The organism is Flavobacterium sp. (genome assembly GCF_035456085.1).
GTDB lineage: Bacteria > Bacteroidota > Bacteroidia > Flavobacteriales > Flavobacteriaceae > Flavobacterium.
In genome coordinates, this window is sequence record NZ_DATIDY010000258.1 from 1 (window position 1) to 7,038 (window position 7,038).

The following is a 7,038-nucleotide window of genomic DNA, read 5'->3' on the forward strand; positions in this document are numbered from 1 at the left end:
CATGGACATTCCAATTAACAAATCGACTTCATAAGTTTTATTGCTCAAAGGAAAACCGCAAGTTCGACCATGGGAGTAATTTGGCATTTTACCTGCTCCCAAATTAGATTGTAATCCTAAATAATTACGGATTACATTCCGTTGTCCCTCTTTATAAATATATCCTTCAAAAGAGTAGTATCTCTTGGATTTGTACTTTTTATTAGTCTCTATAGTTCCCCAATTATTTTCATTAATTGCTACTCCTCCGACACCAGTAATTGTTAGGTCAGATTTAAAAGTCTTTATTAACTCTTCAAAATAATCTTTTTCCAAAACCGTATCGTCATCCAAAAAACAAACTACTTCCATATTTGCACCCACATGCGAAATACCAAAATTACGTTGCTTTGTAAGTCCACGATTAGCACCATCAACCAAAAAATAGTTTAGATTTTCGAATCGGTTCTCCTCTAAAACAATTTTAGTTTCATTGTTTAAAGATCCGTCAACAATTAAAATTTCGTCTGGATGTAGAGTTTGTTCTTTTACCGATTGCAATAATTGAAGCAAAGGTTCGGGACGCATATAAGTGCAAATAATTAAGGAGAATTTCATTGTTACTTATTTAGTTCATTAGCCCAAAATACACTTCTATCCCATTGCTTTTGAAAATTATTATAATACCCCAAAGGATTTTTTATCTTTTGAAGCCTATAATACTTAAAAAATAAAGTCGTTTTATAACTATTGACCTGAGGTATAGTATTATGTAACACCTTATACAGCATCACTGTAGGTGAAGGCTTAGGCTGAATAGTGTCGTTATGCCATTGCAAAACTGGTTTTGTCCTAAATCCTCCTATAGGCGCTTTCAAATGAAGTATTTCAGGTTTGGGCAAAAACAAAACATCACAACCTTGATTTCGCAATTGCATTCCAAAATCTCCATCTTCTCCAAAACCAAATTCATAACCTACTTTAAAGACACAATCTTTCAAACTATCCGCAAATATTAAACTACAACCAGAACCAAAAGTCCCCCACTGAAAAACAGGAGTCTCTTTTTGTTTTTGCCCTTTTTGCAAACATTTCAAGGTAATTGCCTTAACACCAAACTTATTTATCTGATGCAAAGATTTTTGAATACAATCCTCCTCTATTCGTATATCATCATCGGCCAAGAAAACCCATTCACATTCAATTTGATTCAAAGCTAAATTACGAGCATTACAAGCTCCTGCTTGATGCGTAAAGCTATGTTTTATTTCAAATGGCCATTCTTCTGTCGTCAAATAATCCAATTCCGATTTACTTTCTACATCTGGATTTTGCTCAACAATAATGACATTTTTAGGTAGATGTGTTTGTGCCTTTAAATCCTTCAAAATATCATATAAATAATTCTTTCTTCCTATAGTTGGAATAATGACATCCACTGTTGCTTTGTGAACTATTTTTGCAGAGGATTGAACTTTAACACCATCTAAACTAATATTTAATTTACTCCTATTTTTGTAAAAAAAAGAAAAAATGAAAGGCAAAAAGGGAAATTTTTGTTCATAGATTAGCAAATTAAACAACAATAAAAAAATCCAACGCATTCTATAATGTTGTTTAACAAAACGAAAAAGAGTATACGGACTTGTTTTTATTGGGAGATATTCTGATTCTAATTTTGGTTTTAAAAGCTGTGGTTCAGAATAGCATAATAATCCTTTAGGCATAGATAATTTTGCCAGAGAACATAAAAAATAATCAAAATCTCTATCCAAAGGAATAGTCTTATTTAAAGCCAATAACACTTTGGCGGGAATACAACCAACGGCACTACTCATTTGCCAAGTTGGAAAAGTAACCGACTTATTTACCTTTATAAAAGGAGACTCTTCAACATACCCAATTCTTTCATCAAAAAACAAAGTATTAGGATTATAGGAAAGTAATATTTTTTTATGATGAAATAATTGCTCTATTTCAGAAATATTCAATTGCTCTTTTAAACTGAGATGACACCAGACCAAAATATTCTCAGGGTCCTTTTTAGCTAATAACATTAATGATTCAGCTATAGATAAATTACGATATTTATCCGTAATAAAGGAATCAGTATTAGCAAATTCAACAACTTTATTTTTATTATGATAAACAACTATCATTGTATATTTTTTTATGAAAACTGTGAGAATGTAAATATTTATAACTTTTTAAACCTATTATTCTCTATCAATAATTTCATTTAATTGAGCATTGTTTGTAAAAATCCAGACTTTGTTGTGCGACAACCGAAATACTAAACTTTTTAATTACTTTCTCCCTGGCCAAAAGTCCAAACTCCTGTCGCAATTGAGTGTCTGAAAGCAATATATTAATTTTCGAAGCATATTCAGTATGACTTTTTGGATTAACCAAAAAACCATTTATTCCATCATCAATTACATCAGTAGCCCAACCTATATTGGAAGCCACAATCGCCTTTTGTATTGCCATAGACTCAATCCATGAAACAGGCAACGCTTCCGCAAAAGAAGGAAACACACAAACCGTTGAAGCACTAATATGCTTTTGAATTTCCTGATAAGGGACGCTTCCTAAATAGCTAACATTAGACAAGGCTTTTTCTGTAAACAAGGATTGCATCATCTCCCAAGTAGAAGGTGAACCCGAAATAATATCCTGAACATCCTTACCTACTAAGACCAATTCTGCCGATGGATTAAGTGCTATCAATTCATTAAAAATAAATGGCAGTTCTAACAAGCCTTTTTTTCGAATCAAACTTCCAAAATACAAAACGGTATTGGGTACTTCCTGTATATTATTATCATTTTCAAAAGAATTAATATCAATTGAATTCGGAATGACTATAAAGTTCTTTTGCAAACCAAAAACTTCATTGGTCAAATTGGCTGTAAACTGACTTACAGATAAAAGACCATCAGCATTCTTTAAGGCTCTTTTTTCATGAAATTTATTTTTCCATTTTACAGGCCGTTTATCTAAATGACAGAAATAAGTGTCAGACCCATGCAGTCTAATAATAACAGGACATTTCATGGGTTTTATAAAAGAGGTAATTCCAGTCCAATCAGGAGCTTCAACCAAATCAATTTCCTTATCTGCATGCAGTTGATTGATGATCTTCTCTATTTTTTTTTGTGTCAACCACCAAGATAAACCTCTGAATTTTACATTTCGTATCTGTTGCACTACAATCCCGTCATCATCAAAAACTGCTTCTTCTTTTTGCCCATAAACCAAGACACGAACTTGACAACCTTCCTGTAAAAGCCCCTTGGCCAAATTTTTTATGCTAGTACCGATTCCTCCCGAATTTCCAGTTTTAGAATGTGGGTATTCAGGTGTTAAAAAGGCTATTTTCATTGATTTAAACATCACATTTCATAATCTCCACTTCTTTCGATTTGACACTAAACATTTACGATTTGTCATGTCGAGCGCAGTCGAGACACATTATTATTTCTTAAAAAAATCTTTTAAAATTCGAGCAGTAAAAATTCTCGCTCCAGTATCATTCATATGACCGCAGGAAGAAAAATATTTGTCCTCAACAACCACATTTTCATAATTGTGAATTTCAGGATATAGTTTTTTAACCTTTTCAAAATAATCAATACCTTTAGTATTCCCACACATTGGAGTCATTACGGCAATAAAATTGATATTATTTGTTTTACAAATTTGCTTGATTTCTTCATAATATTGATTATGTTCTAAAGGTTTCAAATTGACAATATTATTTTTCATGTTACCTTTTTTATTTTTCACTAAAGGATAATAACCGTTGTTGTCCAACAAACTTGATCTTTTATGAATCAAAGTAAAAAAAGTTTCTCTTATACCAATACGAGAATCAAATTTTATGTACCTATAAAAAGGAATATAATACAACTCGTTAAAATTTTCTTCCTTCTCAAAATGTTTTCTTATAATCTCCGATCTATACAAATAAGGCAAAAACTTAGCTGAAATTCCATCAGCTTGATGGTCACTTGATAAATTCAAATCGGCTTCAAGAATCACATTTTTAATTTTATAGTTTCGTTCTATCATTAATTTCAATAGTAATGAAGCCTCAAATAAATGTCCACCGCTCATTCCGTAATTAAAAGTTTTCAGTCCTTTTTCTTCAAACATTGGGGCAACAAAATGATTATTGGCACGGGATGAACCTAAAATCACTACATCATAATTTTCGTTTTTGGAGTTGTAAACGTGATCTATTTTTCCTCGATTCTCAGACTGCAAATAGACTGCAGTATAGATGAAATCCAAGACAATAGCAATTACTATCGTCAAGATTAGTGCTTTTAAAATGTATAATAAAAACTTTTTCATTAAAACTATATTCTATTTATCTATAAAAGAATTTTGTGTCTCCTTTCTTTTTTCTTCCCCCGACCCTAAAGGGTGGAAAAAAGAAAACAACATCATTTCCTCTATTTTCGTCTCCCTTTAGGGTTGGGGTAAAACGAAAATCACATCTTTCTTTATTCTTCCCCCGACCCTAAAGGGTGGAAAAAAGTAAACAACATCATTTCCTCTATTTTCGTCTCCCTTTAGGGCTGGGGTAAAACGAAAATCCACATCTTTCTTTTTTCTTCCACTGACCCTAAAGGGTGAAAAAAGAAAACAACATCATTTCCTCTATTTTCGTCTCCCTTTAGGGTCGGGGCTAAACGAAAATCCATAACTTTCTTTTTTCTTCTCCAGCTCTAAAGGGTTGAAAAAAGAAAACAACATCATTCTTGTATTTTCGGCTCCCTTTAGGGTTGGGGCAAAACGAAAATCTCAATTCCTTCATTTCCGACTCCCTTTAGGGCTGGGGTATAAGCTCTTTAATTCTATTTATAACCTCAGGTAATTTCATTAGCACTTCCTCATTCCTAAATCGAATTACTTTCAGTCCTTGAAATTCAATATCGCTTGTCCTTTTATCATCACGAAGCTTTTGTTCTGGATCTAAATGATAATCTCCGTCAATCTCAATTACCAACTTTAATGCATGACAATAAAAATCAGCAACATATATACTTATTGGATGTTGTCTTCTAAACTTATATCCTTCTATCTGATTATCTTTTACTGCTATCCATAGTTTTTCCTCAGCCTCAGTTGGATTCGCTCTTAATTTTTCTGCATTTGAAAAAATCTGTGGTGTTGCTCCTTTCCACATATCATCTGGTTTAAGCGGATTCTGATCCATACTTTTAAACTTTTTAATTCAAAAAAATCATTTTCGTCTCTCTTTCCTCTATCTCCATTTTCGGCTCCCTTTAGGGTCGGGGTAAAACGAAAATCCTCATTTCCTAATTTTTGATTCCCTTTAGGGTCGGAGCAAAACGAAAATCCTCAACTTTCTTTTTTCTTTCCCCAACCCTAAAGGGAGGAAAAAAGAAACAACATCATTCAATATTTCAAATCATTTCCTCCATTTTTGGCTCCCTTTAGGGCTGGGGTAAAACAAAAATCTCTAATTCTTTCATTTCCGCCTCCCTTTAGGGTCGGGGCAAAACGAAAATAGACATCTTTCTTTTCTCTTTCCCCAACCCTAAAGGGTGGAAAAAAGAAAAACAATATCAGTTCATTGTTTTCGGCTCCCTTTAGAGCTGGGGAAAAACGAAAATCCCCATTTCTTCATTTTCACCCTTTAGGGTCGGGGGTAAAGCGAAAATCCTCCGTTTCTTCTAAAACTGAAAATAGATAAACTCTTTATAATCCGAATAAGTTCCAAAAGCGAGAATCGCTGTTATAGCCAAAGCCAGTTTCAGCATATTGTACTTCCCAGAAATAGGTTCCTCTTTCGATCTATTATTCCATTCAACCAAAACAAACAGGCCAACCATCAACAACAATTCATAATTGTAACGCTCGTTGGCAAGATATTGAGAAGCGAATTCTCCGTTAGTGATAATTCGCTTCAAATACAAAAAAGCATCAGTTATGGTATTGGCTCTAAAAAACACCCAGGCTATACAAGTCAGCGAAAAGGTATAGAGCATCTTACCAATTATACCAACCGATTGAAAGTTCCATTTTAAAACGACTGCTTCAAGATTATTGCGGTTTTTGCTTAACAATAACAATGGTAAAAAATACAAAGCGTTAATAAATCCCCAAGTTACATAAGTCCAATTGGCACCATGCCAAAAACCGCTTACCAGAAAGATAATGAATGTATTGCGGACTTTCATCCAAGTACCACCACGACTTCCACCCAATGGAATGTATAAATAATCCCTGAACCAAGTAGTGAGCGAAATATGCCAACGTCGCCAAAACTCAGCTATGTCTCTTGAAAAATAAGGGTAATTGAAATTTCGCAACAAATCCAACCCAAACAATTTGGACATTCCCAAGGCCATATCCGAATAGCCTGAGAAATCCCCATAAATTTGGAATGCAAAATAAACCGCTCCCAAAATAAGAGATAGCGAGTTCATTGAAGGATAATTATCAAAAATAGCATTGGCGTATGTGGCACAAGTATCAGCAATAACCACTTTCTTGACCAATCCCCAAATTAATTGACAAATGCCTTCTTTCGCTTTTTCTAAATCAAATTCACGTTTAACTTTTATTTCCGGCAATAAATGGGTCGCTCTCTCAATAGGTCCAGCCACCAAAAGCGGAAAATAGCTCACAAACAGCGAGTAATCCACAAAATTATATTCCGCTTTGATTCGTTTGTAATAAATATCAATTACATACGATAAGCCGTGGAAAGTGTAAAAAGAAATTCCCACAGGCAATACCACATTCAATAGAAGTGGGCTCGCTTTAAAACCAACACTGGTCAGCATTTGTGCAAACGAAATCGAGAAGAAATTATAATATTTGAAAATCCCCAGAAAACCCAAATTGACAATTATGCTCAGCCAAAACCAAAACTTCCGCCCTTTATCATTGGCGCTTTTTTCAATTCGGATTCCTGTATAATAGTCCAAAAATGTGGAGAAAACCAACAAAAACAAAAATCGCCAATCCCAACAAGAATAGAAATAATAGCTGGCAATAATCAATAAAGCATTTTGCGAG

Annotated in this window: 6 protein-coding genes; all 6 read right to left on the reverse strand. The window is 33.7% G+C overall.

Annotated elements, in window-relative coordinates:
• On the reverse strand, positions 1–597 hold a 597-nt coding region (locus VLC96_RS18555; protein WP_325265320.1), incomplete at its 3' end, for a glycosyltransferase family 2 protein.
• Positions 598–599: 2 nt separating this feature from the next.
• Positions 600–2,138, reverse strand: coding sequence for a glycosyltransferase family 2 protein (locus VLC96_RS18560; protein ID WP_325265321.1), 1,539 nt, complete (start codon positions 2,136–2,138; stop codon positions 600–602).
• 76 nt (positions 2,139–2,214) lie between these two features.
• Positions 2,215–3,363 (reverse strand): glycosyltransferase family 4 protein, encoded by a 1,149-nt coding sequence (locus VLC96_RS18565; RefSeq protein ID WP_325265322.1) that lies wholly within the window; start codon positions 3,361–3,363, stop codon positions 2,215–2,217.
• Between the two features lie 93 nt (positions 3,364–3,456).
• Positions 3,457–4,338 (reverse strand): hypothetical protein, encoded by an 882-nt coding sequence (locus tag VLC96_RS18570; protein ID WP_325265324.1) that lies wholly within the window; start codon positions 4,336–4,338, stop codon positions 3,457–3,459.
• Positions 4,339–4,816: 478 nt separating this feature from the next.
• A complete protein-coding gene (locus VLC96_RS18575; RefSeq protein WP_325265326.1) occupies positions 4,817–5,206 on the reverse strand; it encodes an endonuclease domain-containing protein in 390 nt (129 codons plus the stop codon).
• 481 nt (positions 5,207–5,687) lie between these two features.
• Positions 5,688–7,038: MBOAT family O-acyltransferase (locus tag VLC96_RS18580; protein ID WP_325265327.1), on the reverse strand; the 1,351-nt coding region annotated here is incomplete at its 5' end.

Excerpts from the sequence above, each read along its gene's own strand:
- VLC96_RS18565 (WP_325265322.1), bottom strand. The coding sequence starts at position 3,363 with ATGAAAATAGCCTTTTTAACACCTGAATACCCACATTCTAAAACTGGA.
- VLC96_RS18575 (WP_325265326.1), bottom strand. The coding sequence starts at position 5,206 with ATGGATCAGAATCCGCTTAAACCAGATGATATGTGGAAAGGAGCAACA.
- VLC96_RS18570 (WP_325265324.1), bottom strand. The coding sequence starts at position 4,338 with ATGAAAAAGTTTTTATTATACATTTTAAAAGCACTAATCTTGACGATA.
- VLC96_RS18560 (WP_325265321.1), bottom strand. The coding sequence starts at position 2,138 with ATGATAGTTGTTTATCATAATAAAAATAAAGTTGTTGAATTTGCTAAT.